General features: G+C 62.2%; 26 protein-coding genes. 16 read left to right on the top strand and 10 right to left on the bottom strand.

Annotation, left to right across the window (positions count from 1 at the left end; genetic code table 11):
- Window positions 1-27: 27 nt before the first annotated feature.
- The 6 genes from AC1DXM_RS28190 to aat all read left to right on the top strand — a co-directional run bounded on the left by AC1DXM_RS28190 (window position 28) and on the right by aat (window position 5,374).
- Complete coding sequence (locus tag AC1DXM_RS28190; RefSeq protein WP_477238264.1) at window positions 28-1,440, top strand: M48 family metalloprotease; 1,413 nt, start codon at window positions 28-30, stop codon at window positions 1,438-1,440.
- Window positions 1,441-1,497: 57 nt separating this feature from the next.
- The gene (locus tag AC1DXM_RS28195) at window positions 1,498-2,301 is read left to right on the top strand and encodes a DsbA family protein (RefSeq protein WP_477238266.1); all 804 of its coding nucleotides are present in this window, start codon (window positions 1,498-1,500) and stop codon (window positions 2,299-2,301) included.
- 151 nt (window positions 2,302-2,452) lie between these two features.
- Entirely contained in the window at window positions 2,453-2,887 is a 435-nt protein-coding gene (aroQ, locus tag AC1DXM_RS28200; protein WP_112564337.1) for a type II 3-dehydroquinate dehydratase, read from the top strand.
- Between the two features lie 26 nt (window positions 2,888-2,913).
- A complete protein-coding gene (accB, locus tag AC1DXM_RS28205; RefSeq protein WP_477238268.1) occupies window positions 2,914-3,375 on the top strand; it encodes an acetyl-CoA carboxylase biotin carboxyl carrier protein in 462 nt (153 codons plus the stop codon).
- Window positions 3,376-3,385: 10 nt separating this feature from the next.
- Entirely contained in the window at window positions 3,386-4,729 is a 1,344-nt protein-coding gene (gene accC / locus AC1DXM_RS28210) for an acetyl-CoA carboxylase biotin carboxylase subunit (protein WP_477238270.1), read from the top strand.
- 27 nt (window positions 4,730-4,756) lie between these two features.
- Window positions 4,757-5,374, top strand: a complete 618-nt coding sequence (gene aat / locus AC1DXM_RS28215) for a leucyl/phenylalanyl-tRNA--protein transferase (protein ID WP_142864893.1) — start codon at window positions 4,757-4,759, stop codon at window positions 5,372-5,374.
- Between the two features lie 46 nt (window positions 5,375-5,420).
- On the opposite strand, the gene AC1DXM_RS28220 is transcribed toward aat, so the two are convergent.
- The 3 genes from AC1DXM_RS28220 to AC1DXM_RS28230 all read right to left on the bottom strand — a co-directional run bounded on the left by AC1DXM_RS28220 (window position 5,421) and on the right by AC1DXM_RS28230 (window position 6,948).
- Window positions 5,421-5,807: a hypothetical protein gene (locus tag AC1DXM_RS28220; protein WP_436261993.1), complete on the bottom strand. Its 387-nt coding sequence runs from the start codon at window positions 5,805-5,807 to the stop codon at window positions 5,421-5,423.
- Between the two features lie 75 nt (window positions 5,808-5,882).
- Window positions 5,883-6,434: a DUF2155 domain-containing protein gene (locus AC1DXM_RS28225; protein WP_477238273.1), complete on the bottom strand. Its 552-nt coding sequence runs from the start codon at window positions 6,432-6,434 to the stop codon at window positions 5,883-5,885.
- Between the two features lie 115 nt (window positions 6,435-6,549).
- On the bottom strand, window positions 6,550-6,948 hold the full coding sequence (locus tag AC1DXM_RS28230; RefSeq protein ID WP_477238275.1) for an NADH:ubiquinone oxidoreductase subunit NDUFA12: 399 nt from the start codon (window positions 6,946-6,948) through the stop codon (window positions 6,550-6,552).
- A gap of 227 nt (window positions 6,949-7,175) precedes the next feature.
- On the opposite strand from AC1DXM_RS28230, the gene panB reads away from it, so the two are divergent.
- The 3 genes from panB (at window position 7,176) to AC1DXM_RS28245 (ending at window position 10,239) form a co-directional block, all read left to right on the top strand.
- Window positions 7,176-8,006, top strand: a complete 831-nt coding sequence (gene panB / locus AC1DXM_RS28235) for a 3-methyl-2-oxobutanoate hydroxymethyltransferase (protein ID WP_477238277.1) — start codon at window positions 7,176-7,178, stop codon at window positions 8,004-8,006.
- A complete protein-coding gene (gene panC, locus AC1DXM_RS28240; protein ID WP_477238279.1) occupies window positions 8,003-8,860 on the top strand; it encodes a pantoate--beta-alanine ligase in 858 nt (285 codons plus the stop codon). The genes panB and panC overlap by 4 nt, the downstream gene beginning before the upstream one ends.
- Before the next feature lie 218 nt (window positions 8,861-9,078).
- On the top strand, window positions 9,079-10,239 hold the full coding sequence (locus AC1DXM_RS28245; protein WP_477238281.1) for a helix-turn-helix transcriptional regulator: 1,161 nt from the start codon (window positions 9,079-9,081) through the stop codon (window positions 10,237-10,239).
- Window positions 10,240-10,256: 17 nt separating this feature from the next.
- On the opposite strand, the gene AC1DXM_RS28250 is transcribed toward AC1DXM_RS28245, so the two are convergent.
- Window positions 10,257-10,745 (bottom strand): N-acetyltransferase family protein, encoded by a 489-nt coding sequence (locus AC1DXM_RS28250; protein ID WP_477238282.1) that lies wholly within the window; start codon window positions 10,743-10,745, stop codon window positions 10,257-10,259.
- Window positions 10,746-10,749: 4 nt separating this feature from the next.
- Window positions 10,750-12,249 carry an Asp-tRNA(Asn)/Glu-tRNA(Gln) amidotransferase subunit GatB gene (gatB, locus tag AC1DXM_RS28255; RefSeq protein ID WP_477238283.1) on the bottom strand — a complete coding sequence of 500 codons (1,500 nt, stop codon included), beginning with the start codon at window positions 12,247-12,249 and terminating at the stop codon, window positions 10,750-10,752.
- Between the two features lie 284 nt (window positions 12,250-12,533).
- On the opposite strand from gatB, the gene AC1DXM_RS28260 reads away from it, so the two are divergent.
- Window positions 12,534-12,791, top strand: a complete 258-nt coding sequence (locus tag AC1DXM_RS28260) for a YjhX family toxin (protein WP_477238284.1) — start codon at window positions 12,534-12,536, stop codon at window positions 12,789-12,791.
- 48 nt (window positions 12,792-12,839) lie between these two features.
- Here AC1DXM_RS28260 and AC1DXM_RS28265 read toward each other — a convergent pair whose 3' ends face one another.
- Window positions 12,840-13,271 (bottom strand): CBS domain-containing protein, encoded by a 432-nt coding sequence (locus AC1DXM_RS28265; protein WP_112564313.1) that lies wholly within the window; start codon window positions 13,269-13,271, stop codon window positions 12,840-12,842.
- A gap of 88 nt (window positions 13,272-13,359) precedes the next feature.
- Entirely contained in the window at window positions 13,360-14,139 is a 780-nt protein-coding gene (locus tag AC1DXM_RS28270; protein ID WP_477238286.1) for a rhomboid family intramembrane serine protease, read from the bottom strand.
- A gap of 272 nt (window positions 14,140-14,411) precedes the next feature.
- Here AC1DXM_RS28270 and AC1DXM_RS28275 point away from each other — a divergent pair, with 272 nt between their 5' ends.
- The 5 genes from AC1DXM_RS28275 (at window position 14,412) to AC1DXM_RS28295 (ending at window position 18,592) form a co-directional block, all read left to right on the top strand.
- The gene (locus AC1DXM_RS28275; RefSeq protein ID WP_477238288.1) at window positions 14,412-15,494 is read left to right on the top strand and encodes a WD40/YVTN/BNR-like repeat-containing protein; all 1,083 of its coding nucleotides are present in this window, start codon (window positions 14,412-14,414) and stop codon (window positions 15,492-15,494) included.
- Between the two features lie 5 nt (window positions 15,495-15,499).
- Window positions 15,500-15,793, top strand: a complete 294-nt coding sequence (locus tag AC1DXM_RS28280) for a MoaD/ThiS family protein (protein ID WP_477238290.1) — start codon at window positions 15,500-15,502, stop codon at window positions 15,791-15,793.
- 475 nt (window positions 15,794-16,268) lie between these two features.
- Window positions 16,269-16,907, top strand: a complete 639-nt coding sequence (locus tag AC1DXM_RS28285; protein ID WP_477238292.1) for a PAS domain-containing protein — start codon at window positions 16,269-16,271, stop codon at window positions 16,905-16,907.
- Between the two features lie 168 nt (window positions 16,908-17,075).
- The gene (locus AC1DXM_RS28290; RefSeq protein WP_142864907.1) at window positions 17,076-17,693 is read left to right on the top strand and encodes a PilZ domain-containing protein; all 618 of its coding nucleotides are present in this window, start codon (window positions 17,076-17,078) and stop codon (window positions 17,691-17,693) included.
- Between the two features lie 290 nt (window positions 17,694-17,983).
- Window positions 17,984-18,592, top strand: a complete 609-nt coding sequence (locus AC1DXM_RS28295) for a transglutaminase-like cysteine peptidase (protein WP_477238294.1) — start codon at window positions 17,984-17,986, stop codon at window positions 18,590-18,592.
- Window positions 18,593-18,844: 252 nt separating this feature from the next.
- Here the strand turns inward: AC1DXM_RS28295 and AC1DXM_RS28300 are convergent, their stop codons facing one another.
- Window positions 18,845-19,501: a DUF2726 domain-containing protein gene (locus AC1DXM_RS28300; protein ID WP_477238296.1), complete on the bottom strand. Its 657-nt coding sequence runs from the start codon at window positions 19,499-19,501 to the stop codon at window positions 18,845-18,847.
- Between the two features lie 258 nt (window positions 19,502-19,759).
- On the opposite strand from AC1DXM_RS28300, the gene AC1DXM_RS28305 reads away from it, so the two are divergent.
- On the top strand, window positions 19,760-20,314 hold the full coding sequence (locus tag AC1DXM_RS28305; protein ID WP_477238396.1) for an ankyrin repeat domain-containing protein: 555 nt from the start codon (window positions 19,760-19,762) through the stop codon (window positions 20,312-20,314).
- 45 nt (window positions 20,315-20,359) lie between these two features.
- Here the strand turns inward: AC1DXM_RS28305 and AC1DXM_RS28310 are convergent, their stop codons facing one another.
- Complete coding sequence (locus tag AC1DXM_RS28310; RefSeq protein ID WP_477238298.1) at window positions 20,360-20,887, bottom strand: gamma carbonic anhydrase family protein; 528 nt, start codon at window positions 20,885-20,887, stop codon at window positions 20,360-20,362.
- A 100-nt stretch (window positions 20,888-20,987) separates the two neighbouring features.
- On the bottom strand, window positions 20,988-21,356 hold the full coding sequence (locus AC1DXM_RS28315; RefSeq protein WP_477238300.1) for a DUF6949 family protein: 369 nt from the start codon (window positions 21,354-21,356) through the stop codon (window positions 20,988-20,990).
- Window positions 21,357-21,451 lie beyond the last annotated feature (95 nt).

The following is a 21,451-nucleotide window of genomic DNA, read 5'->3' on the forward strand; positions in this document are numbered from 1 at the left end:
TCGCCCGCTCGTTTACCAGTGGACCTCATGCTGAGCCGACCCAAATCGACGATTTCAAAATATTCCATCGGGAAGACAGCGCGCGGCTTCGCGACGCTTTTGCTTGCCGCCACTGTTGCGATCTCCGGCACGGTGACAGCATTCGCGCAGGCCGTGCCGGTGGTGCGCGATGCCGAGATCGAGGCGCTGGTGCGCGACTATGCGCGGCCGATCTTCAAGGCGGCTGGTCTTGCCAATGACGGCGTCGATATCGTCCTGGTCAACGATCAGAGTTTTAACGCCTTCGTCACCGGGCGTCGGCTGTTCATCAACACCGGCGCGCTGATGCAGGCCGAAACGCCCAATGAGATCATCGGCGTCATCGCCCACGAAGCCGGCCACATCGCCGGCGGCCATCAGCAGAAATTGCGTGACCAGCTCGAGCGCGCCAAGACGATGGCCATCATCGCCACGCTGCTTGGCGCCGGCGCCATCGTTGCCGGCGCCACCACCAACAGCCGCGGCCTTGCCGGCGCCGGCATGGGTGTCGCCGCCGGCGGTGGCGAGATGGCGCAGCGCAGCATTCTTGCCTACCAGCGCACCGAAGAGTCGACCGCCGACCGCTCGGCCATCACCTATCTCAACGCCACCGGCCAGTCCGGCATGGGCATGCTGAAGACCTTCGCCCGCTTCCAGAACGCGCTGTCTCTGTCCGGCACGCAGGTCGATCCCTACCGGATCAGCCATCCCATGCCGCAGGAGCGCATCGCCAATCTCGAAGTGCTGGTCAAGCAAAGCCCCAATGTCGACAAGGTCGATCCGCCCGCGCTGCAGCAGCGGCACGACATGATGCGCATCAAGATCGCCGCCTATATGGGTGGCCAGGCCGCTGCCACGCGGCTGATGCGCAAGGCCCCGGGCAGCCTCCCATCGCGCTATGGCGAGGCGCAGATGGCCTATCTCTACGGGAATCTGGGTGCGGCACTCACCAAGACCAACGCATTGATCAAGGAACAGCCGAAGAACCCCTATTTCCAGGAATTGCGCGGCGACACCCTGATGAAGGCCAACAAGCCGAAGGATGCGGCGGATGCCTATGCCAAGGCGGTCAGCCTCGATCCGGTGAAGTCGGGCCTGTTGCCCGTGTCCCTCGGCCAGGCACTGATGGCCATCGGCACCCCCGATTCACTGAAGAAGGCGGTGGTGCAGATCAACAACGGTCTCGGGCGCGACAAGGAAAATACCGCCGGATACCGCTATCTGGCCCAGGCCTATGGCGAACTCGGCAACATCCCGGCCGCGGAACTCGCCACCGCCGAGGGCCATTTCTATTCCGGCGACTACAAGAATGCCAAAATCTTTGCCATGCGCGCACAAAAGGACTTGAAGCGCGGCGAGCCCGGCTGGATTCGCGCGCAGGACATCATAAACTACAACCCTTCAGGCAAACTCAAGAAATGAACCTTCCGGTCGCTCGCAGCGACTAAAATAGACCGGAACCGGTAAGAGGATCAGACGATGAACAAGGCAATATTGCTAGGCACGACGGGAGTGGCGGCTGCTCTTGCCATGCTGGCTTTCGGGTTCGTCGCCGGCAGTCCGCAGGTGGCAAAGGCCGATACGGCGCAGATCGTGCAGGTAGCGTCCTCGGACACCAAGATCGACCGCGCCGAGGTCGAAGGCATCATCCGCGACTATCTGTTGAAGAACCCGGAAGTGCTCCTCGAAGTGCAGGACGCGCTGGAGGCCAAACAGAAGGAAGAGCAGCGCATTGCCGCACTCGGCGTCATTACCAAGGCCAAGGATGAGATCTTCAACTCGGCCTTCGACGGCGTCGTCGGCAATCCGAAGGGCAAGGTCACCATCGTCGAGTTCTACGATTACAATTGCGGCTTCTGCAAACGCGCCATCGAGGACATGCGGGCGCTGACCAAGTCCGATCCGGACCTGCGCTTCGTGCTCAAGGAATTCCCGATCCTCGGCCCGGATTCGCAGAAGGCCAGCGTCGTCTCGATGGCATTCCACCTGATGAAGCCGGAGAAGTACGGCGAGTTCCACAATGCGCTGCTCGGCGGCCAGGGCCGCGCCACAGAGGCTGCGGCCATCAAGGTGGCGCTGTCGCTCGGCGCCGATGAGGCGGAGTTGCGCGAGAAGATGAAGGACCCGACCATCACCGAGGCTTTCTCCAAGACTTTCGACCTCGCCAACAAGCTGGCCATCACTGGAACGCCGTCCTACGTGGTCGGCAACGAGGTGGTGTTCGGTGCGCTTGGCCAGGAAGTGCTGGCCGAAAAGATCGAGGCGGCGAAAGCCGCGCTCTGATCTTGCGCGCGAGCCTATTTCTCACGGGCACATTTCGGCCTGTTGTGGACAGGGAAAGATCGCACTTGCGCTCTTTCCGCGGGCGACTATGCCCATTATAGAAGGCCCTGCGCGCCGGCTTGAGGCAGGTGCTGGGAAAAGGTCGGCATTTTTGAAAACGATTTTCGTCCTGAACGGTCCCAACCTGAACGCGCTCGGCAAGCGCGAGCCCGGCATCTATGGCGGCAAGACGCTTGCCGCGATCGCCGACGATTGCAAGCAGGCAGGCGCCGCACTTGGCCTCGAGATCGATTTTCGCCAGTCGAACCATGAGGGCGACCTCGTCGACTGGATCCAGGAGGCCGGCGACAAGGCCGCCGGCATCGTCATCAATCCGGGTGCCTACAGCCACACCTCGATCGCCATTCACGACGCCATCCGCGCCATCGCGCCGCTGCCCGTCGCCGAAGTTCACCTCTCCAACATCCACGCGCGGGAACCATTCCGCCACGTCTCCATGGTTGCGCCGGTCGCTGTCGGCATGATCTGCGGGTTCGGGCCGCTTGGCTACTCGCTGGCGCTGCAGGCGCTGGCGGCACGCCTATGACCGGCCAACAAACAGAAGGCTCGAAAATGTCGATAAAGAAGACCGGTGTTGACCAGCAACTGATCCGCGATCTGGCGGGCATACTGAACGACACCAACCTCACCGAGATCGAGGTCGAGCTCGGCGACCTGAAGGTGCGCGTATCGCGCCAGGCGCCGGCCGCCGTCCACGCCATTGCAGCACCTCAAGCAGGCTATGCACCGGCAGCGCAGCCCGCGGCGAGCGCTGCTGCACCCGCGGCGGCCGATCCGTCCAAGAACGCGGTCCCCTCGCCGATGGTCGGCACCGCCTATCTCGCCCCCTCGCCCGACGCCAAGGCCTTCATCGAGATCGGCCAGAAGGTCAAGGAAGGCCAGACGCTGCTGATCATCGAGGCGATGAAGACGATGAACCAGATCCCTTCGCCGCGGGCCGGCACGGTGATGGCGATCCTGTTCGAGGACGGCCAGCCGGTCGAATACGGCATGCCGCTCGTCGTGATCGAGTAGAGCGGGCCGGATGTTCCAGAAGATCCTCATCGCCAATCGCGGCGAAATCGCGCTTCGGGTGCTGCGCGCCTGCAAGGAACTCGGTATCCAGACGGTGGTGGTGCATTCGACCGCCGATGCGGACGCCATGCATGTCAGGCTTGCCGACGAGAGCGTATGCATCGGCCCGCCGCCGTCGCGCGACAGCTATCTCAACATCCACCAGATCGTTGCCGCCTGCGAGATCACCGGCGCCGACGCCGTGCATCCAGGCTATGGCTTCCTGTCGGAGAACGCCAAGTTCGCCGACATCCTGGCCGCCCACAACATCACCTTCATCGGCCCGTCCGGCGACCATATCCGCATCATGGGCGACAAGATCGAGGCCAAGCGCACCGCGAAGCGTCTCGGCATCCCGGTGGTGCCCGGCTCGGAAGGCGCCGTCACCGATCAGAAGGAAGCCAAGCGCATTGCCGCCGAGATCGGCTATCCCGTGATCATCAAGGCCTCGGCGGGCGGTGGCGGGCGCGGCATGAAAGTCGCTCTTACCGAGGCTGACCTTGAGATCGCCTTGCAGACAGCGAGCACGGAAGCCGGTGCCGCCTTCGGCGACGATGCCGTCTACATCGAAAAATACCTGCAAAAGCCGCGCCACATCGAGGTGCAGGTGTTCGGCGACGGCGCCGGCCGCGGCGTGCATTTCGGCGAGCGCGACTGTTCGCTGCAGCGCCGCCACCAGAAGGTCTGGGAAGAGGCGCCCTCGCCGGCCCTCAATGCCGAGGAGCGCGCCCGCATCGGCGGTATCTGCGCCAAGGCCATCGCCGACCTCGGCTATTCCGGCGCCGGTACCATCGAATTCCTCTACGAGAATGGCGAGTTCTACTTCATTGAGATGAACACGCGCCTGCAGGTCGAGCATCCGGTGACGGAAGCCATCACCGGCATCGATCTCGTGCATGAGCAGATCCGCGTCGCCTCCGGCGGCGGGCTTTCGGTGCGCCAGGAGGACATCAAGTTCAACGGCCACGCCATCGAATGCCGCATCAACGCCGAGGATCCGCGCACCTTCACGCCCTCGCCCGGCACGATCACGCATTTCCACACGCCTGGCGGCCTCGGCATCCGCGTCGATTCCGGTGTCTATTCCGGCTACAAGATACCGCCCTATTACGACAGCCTGATCGGCAAGCTGATCGTGCATGGACGCAACCGCGTCGAATGCATGATGCGGCTGCGCCGGGCGCTCGACGAATTCGTCGTCGACGGCATCAAGACGACGCTGCCGCTGTTTCGCGACTTGGTCGGCAATGCCGACATCGCCAATGGCGACTACGACATCCACTGGCTGGAAAAGTATCTGGCCAAAGAGGAATAGCGCCCAAATTGCCGCTATGATGCCGCGATGACCCGCCCCTACGCGCCCGGCTATCGCATTCCGACCGACCTTTTGCTCAAGGCCTATGCCTCGGGCGTCTTCCCGATGGCCGAGAGCGCTTCAGACCCGGAAGTGTTCTGGGTGCGGCCGGAGACGCGCGGCATCATCCCGCTCGAGGCGTTCCACACGCCGAAGAGCCTGAAGAAGACGATCCGCAAGCACCCTTTCGACATCCGCTTCGACTTCGATTTCGAGGCGACGATCGACGGCTGCGCCGAAAAGCGCGAGGAGCGCCGCTCGACCTGGATCAACGCGCCGATCCGCGAAGCCTATATCGAACTGCACCGGCTCGGGCATTGCCATTCGGTCGAGGCATGGCGGGAGGAACGGCTGGTCGGCGGCCTCTATGGCGTCTCGCTCGGGCGGGTGTTCTTCGGCGAAAGCATGTTTGCCCGGGAGACCGATGCGTCCAAGACCTGCCTTTATTATCTCGTCGAGCGGCTGAAGGCGCGCGGCTTCGCGCTTCTCGACACGCAGTTCACCACCGAACACCTCAAGCGCTTCGGCGCGGTCGACGTGCCGCGTGGCAAATACGAGAAGATGCTGGCCGACGCCCTGAAGGGGGAAGCCGTTTTCTACCCCTGAACGGGAGACCGGACGTGCCCGACCCACTCATCGACGGCTTGAGTGATCAGCTTTTCGCTGCGGTCTCCATCGGCGTCTGCGAATGGAACATCATCTTCCATCCGGTGACGCGATGAACATAGCCGGTGCTGACCAGAGCCGCGTAGGCTTCGCCGTTTTCCCGTGTCGCATGAGCCTCATAAGTCAGCATGATAATGTCGCTGCCGGGCTCGATGATGCCCTTGAGGTCGATCTGCAGGTCGCGCCAGCGGTTGGGCTTGGTCGCGGTCTTAGCGAGATCGGCATTGTCCATCGCCTTTGCCATCTCAGGAAATGCCACCAGGCATTCTGTGTCGGCGTTGGCCGCGTAATAGGCCGAGTCGCCCGTCCAGAACCCCTTTTCGAGGTCGAGCAGTTCTTTCTTGTTGGCAGTGATCCGCTTGCTATCTGACATCGCAAAATCCTCCAAGCGCATAAATGCGCGGTCGTTCATGGCCAAACGCGTGGTGGCTACGACGGTTCCGGAGGATCAGTTGGTGTCGGTCGCGTCAGGCTCCGTGGGATCTGGCTGTTCCACAGCCGGAGCAGCGGCGGGCTTTGGCTTGGAGGTATCGACTTTGGGGGTTTCGGCCTTGGCCGCATCGGGCGGCGGCACATCCGACTTCTGCTTGCAGCCCTTCAGCCACACGTCATAGACGGCATGCTCGACGGCGTTGAGGCCGGGGCTTTCGGCGAACATCCAGCCGGTGAAGATACGCCGGATCTTGCGGTCCAGCGTGATTTCGTCGACCTCGACGAAGGAATCGGTCTTTGGCTCCTCGTTCTCCGGCCGCGAATAGCAGATGCGCGGCGTCACCTGCAAAGCGCCGAACTGCACCGTTTCGTCGATATAGACATCGAAGGTGATGATGCGGCCGGTGATCTTGTCGATGCCGGCGAATTGGGCGACCGGGTTGGTGATACGTTCCGAGATTGCCGGCGCCGCGGCGGGCTCCTGGGCTGCCGCAAACCCGGTCGGGCAGATGGCAACAGCGGCAACTGCCGTCAGTCCGGCCATCGATGTCAGGCTGAAAATGTTCATGCTGATATACCGGTGGTTTGGGCTTGGGTGATTCTGTCACGCCCAAGGCTATTCGCCGTTGTCATACCAACAAGCAGCTAAACGCCAATTGTGGCGACAAAAGACCGCCCGGTGGTCAAGAACCAGGCGTCCACGCATCATAGTCGCCCGTGACCTGCGGACGGTGCTGATTGGTGAGCACGGAACCCTTCGGGCGATAGGCGGCCGGTGTTCCCGTGAGGTTCGGTTCGTGCGCCTTTTCCCATTCGCGCGGACGATAGTCGTCGCTCGGCGGCGCGACATCAACACGATGATGGATCCAGCCATGCCAGCCCGGGGGAATCGCCGAGGCTTCCGAATAGTTGGCGTAAATGACCCAGCGGCGGGTGCGGCCTTCCGAATCGACGCCGCCTTCGTAGTAGACATTGCCGGTCGCATCTTGGCCGACCCCGGTGCCGTGGCGCCAGGTGTGGAAACGCGTTCCCAGCGTCTGGCTGTTCCACCAGGTGAAAAACTGCGTAAGGAAGGTTTTCATCAAAAATCCTCGCGGCGCGCGCGGCGGTGCCTGCTTCCCTGCTTATGGCGTCAGGTCATCGCGAAGGCAAGGGTTTTGCGGCGACTGCGGCACTGACGGCACGCTGAAAGCATGGGCATCGGTCGATCCATTTCGCAACTGCGAGCACCACGCTTGCCAAGCCGGCTGCGTCTTCCTAAAGCTCTCATCGCCCGGCGCTGGTCAACGCCGGCTGCGGGAGGTGAGGAATGGCCCCAGCTGTCGTCAGGATCAGCGCGGAGACGATTCGCGCCCGCAAGGGCGGCGTGCCGATCGTCTGTCTGACCGCTTACACCTATCCTGTCGCCCGCCTGCTCGACGACTATGTCGACCTTCTCCTGGTCGGCGACAGCGTTGCCATGGTGCTGCATGGCCACAAGACCACGCTGGGCGCCTCATTGGAGATGATGATCGCCCATGGCCAGGCGGTGATGCGCGGCTCGGCAAAGGCTTGCGTGGTGGTCGACATGCCGGCCGGCAGCTATGAGACGTCAGTCGCGCAAGCCGTTGCCGCGGCGCGCCGCATCTCCGAGCAAACCGGCTGCCAGGCGGTGAAACTGGAAGGCGGCGTTGACGTCGCCGGCCAGATCGCGGCCATCGTTACCGCCGGCATTCCGGTGATGGGCCATATCGGCCTGCAGCCGCAATCCGTGGAAAAGGACGGCGGCTACAAGATCAAGGGCCGCACGCCGGAGAATGTCGCAGCCCTCATGCGCGACGCCGATGCGGTCGAAAAGGCCGGCGCCTTTTCGCTGGTCATCGAAGGCACGGTCGAGACTGTCGCCGCCGACCTGACCCGGCGCATCGCCATTCCGACCATCGGCATCGGCGCCAGCAGCGATTGCGACGGCCAGATCCTGGTCATCGACGACATGGTAGGCCTGACCGTCGACCGAGTGCCGAAATTCGTCAAGGAATATGCCGATTTGCGCAGCGTGGTCGCCGATGCCGCCGCGCGTTATGCGGCAGAGGTGCGCAGTCGCACCTTCCCCGGACCAGGCCATGTCTTTTCAGCCAAAACGGGCAAGGATAACGCATGAACCAGCCTGTCGTTGTCGACACTGTGCTTGCCCTTCGCGCCGCAATCCGCGACTGGCGGCGCGACGGCCTCAGCGTTGCCATGGTGCCTACCATGGGCGCGCTGCATGACGGCCATATCTCGCTGGTCAGGGCCGCGCTCTCGGCGGCCGATCGCTGCATTGTCTCGATCTTCGTCAATCCTGCCCAGTTCGCCCCTACCGAAGACCTCGACAAATATCCGCGCCAGCTGGCGCGCGACCTCGACCGGCTGGCGCAAGCCGGCGCCCATCTTGCCTTCACGCCGACCGTTTCCGAAATGTACCCGGCGGGCTTTGCGACAAGGATTTCGGTCGGCGGCCCGTCTTCGGGACTGGAATCGGATTTCAGGCCGACCTTCTTCGAGGGCGTCGCCACTGTCGTGGCCAAGCTCTTCCTGCAAGCCCTGCCCGATCGCGCCATTTTCGGCGAAAAGGACTACCAGCAGCTTTGCGTCGTCCGAAAACTCTGCAGGGATCTCGACCTGCCGGTGGACATTGTCGGCGCGCCGACCGTGCGCGACGCGGACGGCCTCGCAATGTCGTCGCGCAATGCCTATCTCGGCGCCGCCGAGCTCGGTGTCGCACGCCAGCTCAACGTCATCCTGCGCCAGGCAGCGGTGGAGCTTGCGGCAGGCACCGACGAAAGCAGCGTGACCGCCAAGGCCGCCGCCGCGCTTCTCGAGGCAGGCTTCGACCGCGTCGATTATGTCGCCGCGCGAGAAAGCCTGACCCTTGCCCCCTGGCGGCGTGACAGCGATGGCCGCCTCCTCGCTGCGGCCTGGCTTGGCAAGACCAGGCTGATCGATAATGTGGAAGTTTCCTCATCTATTCCCTGAAAAATTCCAAATTCGTTCACTTTGATTTGTATCGCAGCTTGGCGTGAGCGCCCGTAAACAGTGGTCATTCAAGGTCATATCGGCTGGTCTGATAGCGATAACACACCAAAACGTCGCTGTGAGATGTTTCACAGACGCGGCGTACCCGGCAATGTTGTGTTACCTTAGGCAGAGATAATGTGTGACCTGCCACTACGCCGCGATGCAAACGAGGCTCTATGTCTATCCAGCCCAACATCAACGGTCGCGCTATGCCGCAGATCGTGGAGGCAATTTACGATTCGATTGCCGATGTCGGCCGGTGGCAGTCGACGCTTGAATCAATCTGCAAATTGGCGATCGGCCGGCTTGCCATGCTGGCGGTCGTCGACACATCAAGCAATTCGGCTCGGTTTTCGATGTGTTGTGGCGACCCGGCCCTGCTCGAGCCGCTGCAGCGCGACTATGCCTCCGAAGTGCCGTTCTTCAAGGCGGTGCCGAAGATGGACATCGACATGCCGTTCACCGTCGATAGCGTCTATGCGCTGCAAGGTCCCGATGCCCGGCAGAACTGGATCGAAAGCCGCATCGTGCGCGAGTGGGTGGAACCCAACCGTCTCGATGATTTCTTCTGGGTGGCGCTGATGAAGCAGCCGGCGCGCACCGGCACGCTGATGGTGGTGACCGACAAGGACAGGCCCCAGATTTCGGCCAGGGATATCGACCTGGTTTCCACGCTCGCACCTCATGTCCGGCGCGCGGTGACCATCGGCGACCTGTTCGAGGCCGAGCGGCGCAAGGCCGACATCTTTGCCTCGATGATCGAGAGCTTAGACCATCCGGTGTTGATCGTCGCCGACGACATGCAGATCATCTTCGCCAATCCGGCAGCCGAGGCGTTGCTCACGGAGAACACCTCGGTGTCCTCGGTTCGCGGCCATCTCTCCTTCGCCTACGCGAATGCCAACACCGCGATTGGCCGCGCCGTGCAGCTCGGCACCCGCAACGAATTCGCGCTCGGAGCTTCCGGCATCAACATCCCTCTGGTCCGGTCCATGATTCCGGCGGTGGCGCATGTCATGCCGCTGGCGCGACGCGCAACTTCGGCCCGCATGTCGCAACGCGCCGCCGCCGCCATCTTCATTGCCGCCGCCGGCGCAGCACCCGTGCCGGCGCTGGAAGCGATCGCCGCGCTGTTCGGATTGACCGCTGCGGAAAAGCGCGTCGCCGGCCACGTCTTCGCCGGCCGGACGCGGCGCGAAATCGCGGCTGCCAGCGGCGTCTCGGACGGCACCATCAAGTCGCAACTGGCGACGATCTTCGACAAGACCGCCACCGGAGACCAGCGAGAGCTGCAACTGCTGATGCGCGAGTTGACGCCGCCGCTGCGCTCGGCCTGACACCCGCCGTTAGCCACCTATCCCAGCGGCTTCTCGAAGATCAACGCAGGCAATCCCGAACCGCCGCCGCAATCGGCGGTGCTGCCGGCCGGCAAAAATCCCTTCGAACGGTAGAATGCAATGGCCGGCGTGTTGGCTTCTTCCACCTCGACACGCAGCGTGTTTGCCTCGGGAAAGCTGGCCTCGACCTCGTCCAGCAAGGCCTGGCCGATGCCTTGCCGCTGGCAGGCGGGCAGCACATAGAGCTGGTTCAGCAGCACGATCTTTGGGTCCGTCGTCGCGGCGGCGAAAGCCATGCCGCCGATGCGCTTGCCGTCATCGGCAACCAGGAACTCGGAATTGGGCCGCGTCAGCCGCGCCTTGAGCGATGCGATCGAATGCCAATCGTCGGTGATTTCGGTCACCCGCTTGGGGCCATAGATGGCGTCGTAGGTTGCATGCCAGGTTTCGACCAGCAGCGCGCGGATGGCGGCAAGGTCGCGTTCCCCGGCGGTGCGGACGAACATCGTTTTACTCGATACCGAGCTTGGCCTTGACGAGATCGTTGACCGCCTGCGGGTTGGCCTTGCCGCCGGTCGCTTTCATCACCTGGCCGACGAACCAGCCGGCCATGGTCGGCTTGGCGCGCGCCTGCTCGACCTTGTCGGGGTTGGCGGCGATGACCTCATCCACGGCCTTCTCGATGGCGCCGGTGTCGGTGACCTGCTTCATCCCTCGGCTTTCGACCAGCTGGCGCGGATCGCCGCCCTCGTTCCAGACGATCTCGAACAGATCCTTGGCGATCTTGCCGGAGATGGTGCCTTCCTTGATCAGATCGATGACGGCACCGAGCTGCTCCGGTGTGACAGGAGCATTTTCAATATCTTTGCCAGCCTTGTTGAGCTGGCCAAGCAGATCGTTGATGACCCAGTTGGCGGCTAGCTTGCCGTCGCGGCCGCTGGCGACCTGCTCGAAATAATCGGCGATCGGCTTTTCCGACACCAGGATCGAGGCGTCGTAGGTCGACAGCCCGAGCGAAGAGACCAGCCGCGCCTTCTTGTCGTCGGGCAGTTCCGGCAGGTCCTTGGCCAAAGCATCGACATAGGCCTGGTCGAATTCCAACGGCAAAAGATCGGGATCGGGGAAATAGCGGTAGTCATGCGCCTCTTCCTTCGAACGCATCGAGCGCGTCTCGCCCTTGACCGCATCGTACAGCCGCGTTTCCTGCTCGATCTTGCCGCCGTCCTCAAGGATGGCGATCTGGCGGCGCGCCTCATAGTCGATGGCCTGGCCGATGAAGCGGATCGAGTTCATGTTCTTGATCTCGCAGCGCGTTCCGAACTCGCCACCGGGCCGGCGTACCGAGACGTTGACGTCGGCGCGCATCGAGCCTTCGTCCATGTTGCCGTCGCAGGTGCCGAGATAGCGCATGATGGTGCGCAGCTTGGTGACATAGGCCTTGGCCTCGTCACCGGAACGCAGGTCAGGCTTGGAGACGATCTCCATCAGCGCCACGCCCGAACGGTTGAGGTCGACATAGGACATGGTCGGATGCTGGTCGTGCATCGACTTGCCGGCATCCTGCTCCAGGTGCAGGCGCTCGATGCCGACCTCGATATCCTCGAACTCGCCCTGGCGGTCGGGGCCGACAGAAACGATCACCGTGCCTTCGCCGACGATCGGCTGCTTGAACTGCGAGATCTGATAGCCCTGCGGCAGATCCGGATAGAAATAGTTCTTCCGGTCGAAAACCGACTTGTGGTTGATCTGCGCCTTCAGCCCGAGACCGGTGCGGATCGCCTGCTTGACGCATTCCTCGTTGATCACCGGCAGCATGCCCGGCATGGCCGCATCGACCAGGCTGACATTGGCGTTGGGGGCCGCACCGAAAGCGGTCGAAGCGCCGGAAAACAATTTTGCTTCCGAGATGACCTGCGCGTGCACTTCGAGACCAATGATGATTTCCCAATCGCCGGTGGCGCCGGAGATCAGGCGCTTGGCGTCGGGCGTGCGGGTATCGATGAGGGTCATGGTGGCCTGCGTACCTAGAATTCTCGGATATGCATGAGACGCATATTTGGATGTGAAAACTTCGCTAGTGCAAACCACCAAAAGAGACAAGGCCAAAGCCGCAGTCTGGCCTTTTCCGCCACTTTCGCCTATAGGACGCCCATCCCAATGGAGAGTGGATGTCCACTTACGCTCAGTCCCGGTAAGGCCCTGACCTCGTAGCGAGGCAGGGCAAGAAGACCTGAAACCCCGTGCCGCGAAGCTTCGCGGCGGCGGCATTTTTCGTTTTCCCGGGAATTTCTCCAATGGATATTTCGCGCACTGAACAGCGCATCCTGCACCTGCTCGCACAGGGCGGGCGCATTGAAGTCGAAAAGAACCACAAAAGACGGATCGCGTCGGTCAAATGCATGACCCGCGACGGCTGGCACTATCCAGGCGTCGATCTCGATCTGTTTAGCAAACTGAGGCGGAGGAAGGCGGTTTCGTCTTGCGACGGCGGCCCCTACCGCATCACAAGGCGCGGACTGCAGCTGGTCCGCTCCGAACTCGACAACCGATAGAGTAAAATACCGCCGGCCGGTCTTCCAGTCGGCGGTTTCTTCGTCGACTCAAGCCGTTGCGATATAGGCCCGGATCTCTTCAGCCTCGCGCTCGACATCCTCGATGCGGCGCTTGACCACGTCACCGATAGACACGATGCCGTCGAGCATCCCGTCCTTTTCCACCGGCAGATGGCGGAACCGGCCTTTGGTCATAATCTCCATCACCTCGTTGACCGTATGGTTCTCGTTGCAGATCTTCACTTTCGGCGTCATCGCCGAGCGCACCGCGATATCGAGCGCCGCAGCACCTTCCTTGGCAACGACCCGCACGATGTCACGCTCGGAAAGGATACCGACGATCTTGCGATCGCCATTGGTGATGACCAGTGCACCGATCTTGTGGTCGACCAGGATTCGAATGGCTTCGCTCAGCTTTTCATTCGGCCCGAGCGTGAACACGTCATGGCCTTTTTTCTCGAGAATTGCCTTAACCGTCATGGCGTCCTCCTCCTCCTGCTTGGCTAGCCAGCTCCCCCAGACCGGCTTCACATAAGAGTGAACATCGTGCGCCGTGAACGGTTGCATTTCAAGTGTGCTGGTCGGGGGTGTGCTGGTCGTCGGCTATTTCCCATTCAGGCGCCCGCCAGCGCCGGTCGAACCAGCGCAATCCGAAGAAACCGGCGACAAGCCCGCCAATATGCGCCTCCCAGGCGATCTGGCCGGGCGCGCCGAGCCCGAGACCATAGAGGCCGGTGACGAGATTGATGATCATCCAGGCGCCGAGAAAATTGACGACGCCGCGCATGCGCAGAACGATTGCGATCGGCAGCACGGGACCGGCAAAGGCAGCCCTGCCGGACGAGCGGTCGGTACGGAATCCGAAACGCGCCGCAGCACCCATCATGCCCGATATCGCGCCGGAAGCGCCGACCAGCGGCGCTTCGCCGTATGGATGGACGGCCCAGAACAGCACCACCGCGGCCAATCCGGTGGCGGCGAAAAACAATGCGAACCAGAACCAGCCGAGACGGTTGGCCAGCGGCGAACCGAAGGCGGCCAGCGCAACCATGTTGATGGCAATGTGGGCAAGGCCGCCATGCATGAAGGCATAGGTGAAAGGACGGGTGAAGAGGAACCAGTCGAAGCCGTACTGGCCGGTGTAGAGGACGGGAATGAAGGCCCCGTCGGTGAGCAATGTTATCTGCTGGTCCTCGGTCAGCACATATTGCTGCAGCAGGAACACGGCGACGCAAATGCCGATCACCGCCAGCACCACCGGTGGCAGGTTGAACACCGGCTCGCGGCGCGGCGGCGGCGGCGCCTCTTCGGTGTGTTCGGTATCGGCAGGGCTTATCGGTTCGCTCATTCACGTGGTCCAGGGATTCGTTCCGCGAGCTTTAGAGCAAGGATGCTTCGGTTGAAACTGCCCTGCATCCTCCGACACCTCGCATGGCGCTCTCCAGCGCGGCGTCAGGTGATTACAGCACAGATCGCACTGTCCCCGATGCCAGAGCCAGGGAGGCGGCAGATCTTCTCACCTTGACCTCGACGGGTTTAGACTGAAAAAAATCGTTGGCCCTGTCGGCTAGGCCCGCGCTCCGCCGTCCTTGGTGAAAGGGACGCAATCGGGAGGAGAAAATGCCAGAAAAGATCCTCGTGCTCATCGGCACGAAAAAGGGCGCCTTCATCGCCGAGAGCGATGGCAAGCGCGGGTCGTGGAAGCTGCGCGGTCCGTTCTGCGAGCACTGGCCGATGAACCATGTCGTCGGCGACCCCGAGACCGGGGCGATCTACGGCGCCGGCGGCAACGAATGGTTCGGTCCGGCGGTCTGGAAGTCGGACGACCTTGGCCAGACCTGGACGCATTCAAGCGAGGGCTTGGCCTATGCGGCTGGCGAGGAACCGATCAAGGCGGTGTGGAGCCTCGCCAAGCGCAACGGCATCCTCTACGCCGGCGTGCAGCCGGCCGGCCTGTTTCGCTCCGACGACGGCGGGGCCACCTGGAGCCACATCGAGGGCCTGCAGCATCACCCGAGCCGCAAGGACTGGAACCCAGGTGGCGCGGGCCTCATCCTCCATTCCATCGTCACGCACCCCAGAGATGAGGAGCAGATCTGGGTGGGCATCTCGTCCGCAGGCGTGTTCTACACCTGGGACGGCGGCAAGACGTGGGAGCCGCGCAACCGTGGCACCCGCGCCGACTTCCTGCCCGAAGGACAAAACTATCCAGAATTCGGTCAGTGCGTACACTGTCTGGTGATGGCGCCCGGCAAACCCGACCGGCTCTACCAGCAGAACCATTGCGGCATGTACCGTTCCGACGATGGCGGCAAGAACTGGCAGAGCATCGAGAAGGGCCTTCCCTCGACCTTCGGTTTTCCCGCGGCAACGCATCCGCGCGACGCCGACACGCTCTTCCTTCTGCCGCTCAACGGCGACAGCGCCGGCCGTTACGTGCCGGACGCGAAGGCGGCGGTCTGGAAGACGAAGGATGCTGGAGCCACATGGCTCGACGAGCGCAAGGGTCTGCCGCAGGAGAACTGCTATGCGGGCGTGTTGCGGCAGGCTATGGCGACCGACAGCCTCGAGCCGGCCGGAGTCTATTTCGGCACCAGCGGCGGCTCGCTCTTTGCCAGTGCCAACGAAGGCGAAAACTGGTCGGAGATCGCTCAGCATCTGCCCACGATTCTGTCCGTCGAGACGATGGTGGTGGGCGAGTAGTGCAAATGTCGAACAACCCCGCCCGCAGTGTGCACCATGTTATCGCGCGGCTCCCGGGCGTGCTCATCGACCTGTTTCCTGGCGCGCAGCGCCGGGTCGAACTGCCGGCCTCGACTGTGAAGGAAATGATCGACGGGTTGGACGCGCTCTGGCCCGGCATGCGCGACCGGATGTGCGATTCCCGCCCAGCCATCCGCCGCCATATGAACGTTTTCGTCGATGGCGAGAAGGCAACCCTGGAAACCAGGCTCGCGCCCGGCACCGAGGTTTTTATCCTGACGGCAATCAGCGGCGGTTAGGCCAGGAAACAGGTAGCCCACCCTCCCGACGATATCCCTGGCCGCAAGCGAGGGAGAAGGGATCAGTTGGGGGGATTCAGCTGGTGGCGGCGCATTCATCGCTCGCCGACGGCAGGAAGCCTGGCGTCGAGATCCTCGACCGTTTTCGAAGCGCGCGAATCACCGGGTGTGAATCAAAAAGAAGCCGTCCAAGGTTTCCCTTGAACGGCCGGTCGAGCCCCTGCTCCCCCTAAAACTCTTGACTGAAGTGCTGCCGATCGTCGCGAAACGACCGCTTCTGGAGTGGTTTTGCTGTGCCATGGCGGCCTCGCGCACGCAACGTAAACCACTTGTTAACCTTAACGTCCCCGACCCGTGAACAAGTGTTAACGACGCTGGCACGCATCCTGCGAGGCACCGCATGTAGGTCATCGGAGAGCGCCCTTTCTGTTCACCGATGGGACACCAAAAGACAGATCGCGCGGAGCCGCATAGCATGAACCAGAACGGATCAATCACGCTGTTCCAATATTGGAACCGGCTGCGTGATGGGCGCCCTGCCCCGAAGCGATCGGAAGTCGAACCGGCCGACATCAAGGGGCTTTTGGCCGATACATTCATCCTGGAAAGGGACACGCGCGGCGAAGCGGTGTTCCGGCTTGCCGGCACCAGGCTTTGCGCCGGCTATGGCCGCGAACTCAAGGGCTTTTCCTTCCCGTCGCTGTGGCGCGACAAGGACCAGCGGCTGGTGTCGCGGCTCATTCACGGCGTCTTCGAGCAGAAATCCGTAGTGCTCATCACCTATGAGGGGTTCAGCCGCAACGGCCGTTCGAATCGCTTCGAGCTGCTCGCCCTGCCGCTCGACGGCGGTGTCGAGAACCCGCGCTGCCTTGGCGTCGTCAGCGCCGTCGAAAAGCCGTTCTGGCTGGGCGCAGACCCGATCACCGACGCCTTGATCGATTCCATCCGTGTCATCGATCCCGACAAGGAACCGATGTTCCTGAAAAACCGGCCGGAAATATCCGTTCCTTCGCTGGCTCCTACCGAGCTCGAAGCGCCGGAGACCATCTCGGCGCTCGGTCGGTCGCGACGCATCCGCCACCTCGTCGTGTTCGAGGGAGGGCGTGGCGAATAATGCATGTCGCCTGAATGCGTTCAAACACGACACGCTTTAGGCTCAAATCCAGGCTCCGACCTTAAGTATCGGCGGCCTGCTTTTCCCCTTTGTTAACCTGATTTGCTGTAGCGTTTCAGCGTGAAGTTCCACGCGCGATGCGGGAATGCCAACGGGGTGTAGGCAGTCATGAGGTCAGCGGCGGTCGAATATGCGCCGTCCCGCGCCGAAAGGCGTAATTTTCAGCGCGTCCGGGTCAAGATCTACGGACGGTTCATGCTGGAGGACCGCACCGAACACCCTTGCCAGGTGGTCGACATGTCGCCGGGCAATGTCGCGCTGCGCACCGAGCGCGTCGGCATGCCGGGCGAAAAAGTCATTGCCTATATCGATCATATCGGCCGCATCGAGGGCGTGGTGACGCGCACCTTGCAGGACGGCTTTGCCATGACCGTCATTGCCTCGGACCGCAAGAAGGACAAGCTTGCCGCGCAGCTGACCTGGCTTGCCAACAAGCATGAGCTCGACCTGCCGGAAGATCGCCGCCACGAACGCGTGGCGCCGCGAAACCCGACCAGCGTGCTGCAGCTCACCGATGGGCGCCAGTATCAGTGCCGCATTATCGACCTGTCCCTGTCGGGCGCGGCGGTCGAGATCGACGTCAAGCCGGCGATCGGCATCCAGGTGATGCTTGGAACCATGCGCGGCCAGGTGGTGCGTCATTTCGAGGACGGCGTCGCCATCGAATTCGCTGTCATCCAGCGCCCGGAAACGCTCGATTCCGAGTTCAACGCGCCGCGCGCCTGAACGATCGGCAACATGCGGTAAAAACGAACCGGCCTTCGCGGCCGGTTTTTTATTGCCAGGCATTCCGTCTGCTTTTTCTTGCAGCGGTCGACACGCCGCAAATCCACCGCTCTGGCCGAAATCCGTGCCTCGACACCGTGGTTTTTGCGCAGAGACCTGAACGATTTTATATTAAAATAGATCAAATTTTACGCTTATTCTATTGTGGTTTTACTCAATGTCTACTTCGGGTTTTTGCGTGAAATAAATCGACCCGTGTCATTGTCTCCTCAAACGGGGAGACTGACCAAATGGCGAAGACGTGGGGCAAGCTGTTGCTCTTGGCAATGGCGATGCAGCTTTCCGCTTGGGGAACGGCGGAAGCAGCGGAACCGGCCTACATGCACACTGGCGGCCGCACCACACAGCCGGTCGGTCATTACGAATTCTGCCAGAAGCTGCCGCAGGAATGCGCGCAGCGCACACCCAAGCAGGCGCCGGTCGAACTGACCCGCAAGCTGTGGGCGTCGATCGTCAGCATCAACAATTCGGTCAACACCGGGATCGTGCCGCGCACCGACATGGAAATGTGGGGCAAGGAAGAAGTCTGGTCCTACCCCGACAGCGGCTTCGGCGATTGCGAGGACTATGCGCTTGAGAAGCGCCGCGAATTGATGGCGCTCGGCGTTCCGGCCGGCAATCTGCTGATGACGGTGGCGCGCCAGCCTAATGGCGACGGCCATGCGGTGCTGACCGTGCGCACCAGCCTCGGCGAGTTCATCCTCGACAATCTGGAGTCCAAGGTGCTGTCCTGGACCGACACCGACTACACCTATCTGAAGCGCCAGTCCGACACGAATTCCGGCGTGTGGGTGACGATCAACGACGGCCGCGCCGACGCGGTTGCCAGCGTCCGTTAGGACGCGAAAACAAAAAGAAGCGTCCGTTAGGACGCGAAACCGAGAAAAAGCGTCCGCCAAAGGCAACGCAAATAAGAGATACGTCCGCTCAGGACGCAACGAGAAAGCCCGGTCGAGTCCCCACCCTCCCCGTCCCCAACGACCGGGTTTTAGGAGCCGGCCCCGTCCCCGGGCCGGCTCCACCATTTCCGCGGTAGGCAGTTTTGGTCGAACCCGAGACAGGGGCGTCACGACGCAAACATAGGCGAGCAGCTATGCCGCCGAAGGCTTGTCCACGAGCTTCTCAACCAGCCGCCTGAGTTCGGAAGGTGTCGTTTGGCCGCCAACGATCTCGTGATAGCTGATGCCTGCTCGCCGCAGTGCTTCCTTCTTGACCGCGTCCCGCGCTGCGGCCGCACCTTGATGATGAGCATGACCTTGGTATTCGACTGCATGTCGCGGCAGACAATTCTCATCTACAAGAAGAAGGTCCACCCGTTTCGAGTTGATGCAGCTGTAGGCGTCGGCATCCTTGCTGCGCAGAATTTCGCCCAATGACACTTGGGCCATCACCTGCCATCCCGGATTGCAGCCGATCACCATGCGATCAAGTTCCTTGAAGACGCGCACTTCGCTCCTGTTGAGGAGCGGCTGAATAGTGAAGTTCGCCTTCATAACAATCCGCAACTGGTCAGCTGCATCGGTCCGTTTCGGTAGCGCGGAAACAGGCTTCGGGGCGACCCACAGGCCGCTAAGGATGTCATCTCCACTGCGCTGTCTCGCCCAGCGCGCGCGGTTCCTTTGCCTCCATGCTTGCCGCCGCTTCCTCGACAGGAAACGCTCCAGGACCATGCCCGCAAGCACGCCGGCAAGGAATATGACCACAAGCAGAATAGGTTTCGCTGTCAGCTCGACAAGCTCAGGTGGCATGCAAGTAAGCTACCTCCAAGACATAGATTTACGCATTGACGGTCATGTCTGAGTTGCAACAATAAGCGACCAAGAGGCGTCCGATGTCAATTTGAGCACTAATGTTTGCCAAGAAGTGCGCCACCAAGACGACGATGAACGCTTGATATCCAAAGGTCACTGATCTCATCGGGCCGCCAGGCGCACCTGAAGATCGCGACGCACCTTTTCACGCACAGAAGTTCGAAGCACTATATGCCCTTGGCCTGGATCTCGGCGATGTTGGAAATCCCGGAAGATCGATGCGAACGCCATCGCCTGTTCAAGGCGATCGACGATGCCTTCAAGGCCGGCGATTTCGAGGGGCTCGGTGTAGCATTGGGCGGCTCGCCCCGCTGGTTCGACGAGCGCATGCCGTTCGAGCTCGGCCTCGGCCATCCGCTGGAATATGCGATTTATTGGAGCCCGGCCGGCTTTATCTCGACCTTGCTGGATGCCGGCTCAAATCCGAATTATCACGATCATGGCGGGTTTCCGGCGATCATTGCCGCGCTGTCCACCGACCGAACCGATAGGCTGGAAATCGTCAGGGTGCTGATCGACGGTGGCGCCGACCCCAACATGCGGGGCGTGAACGACTGGACGCCGCTTCACTATGCGGTGGCCATCCGCAGTGTCGATGCGATCCGCCTTCTTTTGGCGGCAGGCGCCGACCCGGCGCTCGAAACGCGGATTGATGACTATACGACGCCCCTCGAGGAAGCCGACAAGGCCGGCTTTGAGGCCGGCGCTTCATTGCTGCGCGATGCGATGGCCGGGCGCGGCGGACAGTGAGTTGGACCGCAACGCCCCCCGCGACACCGGTGGGTCATGCTTGCCTTAAACCTTCGTCAGCCCGGCCTTGAACCGCTTGCCGTTGGCGACATAGTGCGCGGCCGAGGCGCGCAGCCTGGCGATCGCGGCTTCGTCCAGCGTCCTGATCACCCGCGCGGGCGAGCCGACGATCAGCGAATTATCGGGGAATTCCTTGCCTTCGGTGACCAGCGCGCTGGCGCCGACCAGTGAGTTCTTGCCGATTCTGGCGCCATTGAGGACGATGGCGCCCATGCCGATCAGGCTGTTGTCGCCGATCGTGCAGCCATGCAGCAGAGTGCGGTGGCCGATGGTGCAGCCCTGCCCGATCGTCAGGGGAAAGCCGGGGTCGGTGTGCATCACCGTGTGCTCCTGGACATTGCTGTCGGCGCCGATGACGATTGGCTCATTGTCGCCACGGATGACCACGCCGAACCAGAAGGCGGCGTTGCGGCCGACCTTGATGTCGCCGATCAACGTCGCGTCGGGCGCAATCCAGTTGCTGTCGGCATCCTCGAAACGAGGCGCCTTTCCGTCGATCGCATAGATCGGCATTTTAGTCTCCGATTCGTCTCAGGCGGAACGAACCCTAAAACAATCCAAGGAAAACCGCGTGGCGGTTTTTCCCAGGGAAAACCGCGCAGCGGTTTTCCGTTCAAGACAAATACCGGGCCAGCGATTCCACCAAAAGCTGAGCCGCTCCAGGAGAACCGACGCCCCAGGAGGCAATGGCGATCAGCACGATACCCAGCGCCAGCGCCCAGGCCATCACGGTGCAGCCGCAGGACATCAGCATCAGCGTCGAAATACGGCCCTCGCGCCGCGCGTCCAGCGCATCGTTGGCCAGCATGAACGGCCCGGCGCAGGCCGTCGCGGCCAGCGAGCGCAGGATGTGCGCCGGCGACACATAGGGCTCGGCGAAAGCAAGCCGGCGGCCGGCGGCCAGTTCCATCACGGATCCGGTGAGCCCGCAGGCGGTGAGCCCGACGGCAAAAGCGAACAGAACGGGCAGCAGCGGGCTCATCTTTACCTTCCGTTTACCATGAAATCGCACAGTCGCACCCGACAGCCGCGTTGCAAGAGCCATGCCGCGGCGTGTGTGCCGTCCAAGGACAGGAG

This window comes from Mesorhizobium sp. P3_A2 (genome assembly GCF_056403115.1).